General features: G+C 63.1%; 2 protein-coding genes. Both read left to right on the top strand.

Annotation, left to right across the window (positions count from 1 at the left end):
- Positions 1-460: ABC transporter permease (locus tag EN994_RS32500; protein WP_164746478.1), on the top strand; the 460-nt coding region annotated here is incomplete at its 5' end.
- Between the two features lie 239 nt (positions 461-699).
- The coding region (locus EN994_RS32495; protein ID WP_206530560.1) for a sodium/proton-translocating pyrophosphatase at positions 700-1130 on the top strand (431 nt) is incomplete at its 3' end.

The following is a 1130-nucleotide window of genomic DNA, read 5'->3' as shown; positions in this document are numbered from 1 at the left end:
GACCTTTCCGCCCGTGGCGGTGCTGGCACTCGCCGTGCCGGCCGTCGGCTTCGGCGAGAAGCCGACACTGATCGCGCTGTTTCTCTATGGCCTGCTGCCGATCTTCGAGAACGCGCTGACCGGCCTGACGACGCTACCTGCCAACGTCGTCGAGGCGGCGCGCGGCGCCGGCATGACCGGTTGGCAAAGGCTCACCAAGGTCGAGCTGCCGCTCAGCGCCCCGATCATTCTCGGCGGCATCAGGCTGTCGGTGGTGATCAGCCTTGCCACGGCGACCATCGGTTCGACCGTGGCAGCCAAAACGCTGGGCGAAGTGATCATCGCCGGGTTGTTATCCAACAATCTCGCCTTCATCCTGCAGGGCGGCCTGATCGTGGCAGCCCTTGCCGTGCTGATCTATGACGGCCTGTCGGCCATAGAGCGCTACACGGCGCGCCGGATGGGCCGGGAGGCAGAGTAGCCACGCCCTGCGTCAGGGCTAATTTCAATCGATCTAATCGCAGGGTGCTGACGGCAGCCGCCGCCTGGTCCCAACCATTTGGGCGAAAGCCGGGCAAAAACCGAACAATATCTTGACGTTCGCAGCCCTGTTTCGCATACACCGCTGCGAAGAGGCGGATTCCGTGCTCGGAATCCGGTCTTTGTCTCAACGGCCCAGGGAGGGGTTCTTTTGGGCCATCAATCGAGGAAAATCCGGCAATGACAATTATTTCCGCCGTCATCGCCTGCGGCCTGCTTTCAATCCTTTACGCCATCTGGGCGACACGTTCGGTCCTTGCGGCCGATCAGGGCAATGCACGCATGCAGGAAATCTCCGCGGCTATCCGCGAGGGCGCACAAGCCTATCTGGCGCGTCAGTACACCACCATCGCCATCGTTGGCGTCGTCGTCCTCGTGCTCGCCTGGTGGTTGCTGTCCATCACCGCCGCGATCGGCTTCCTGATCGGAGCGGTGCTTTCAGGCGCCGCCGGCTTCATCGGCATGCATGTCTCCGTTCGCGCCAACGTTCGCACGGCGCAGGCCGCATCGAACAGTCTCGCTGCCGGCCTCGACATCGCGTTCAAATCGGGCGCCATCACCGGCATGCTGGTTGCTGGCCTCGCCTTGCTCGGCGTGTCGATCTACTACCT

The sequence above is a fragment of the Mesorhizobium sp. M7A.F.Ca.CA.002.09.1.1 genome (genome assembly GCF_003998555.1).
Lineage (GTDB): Bacteria > Pseudomonadota > Alphaproteobacteria > Rhizobiales > Rhizobiaceae > Mesorhizobium > Mesorhizobium ciceri.
The sequence above is the reverse complement of the archived record's forward strand: the minus strand, read 5'-3'. Positions and strand labels throughout refer to the sequence as shown.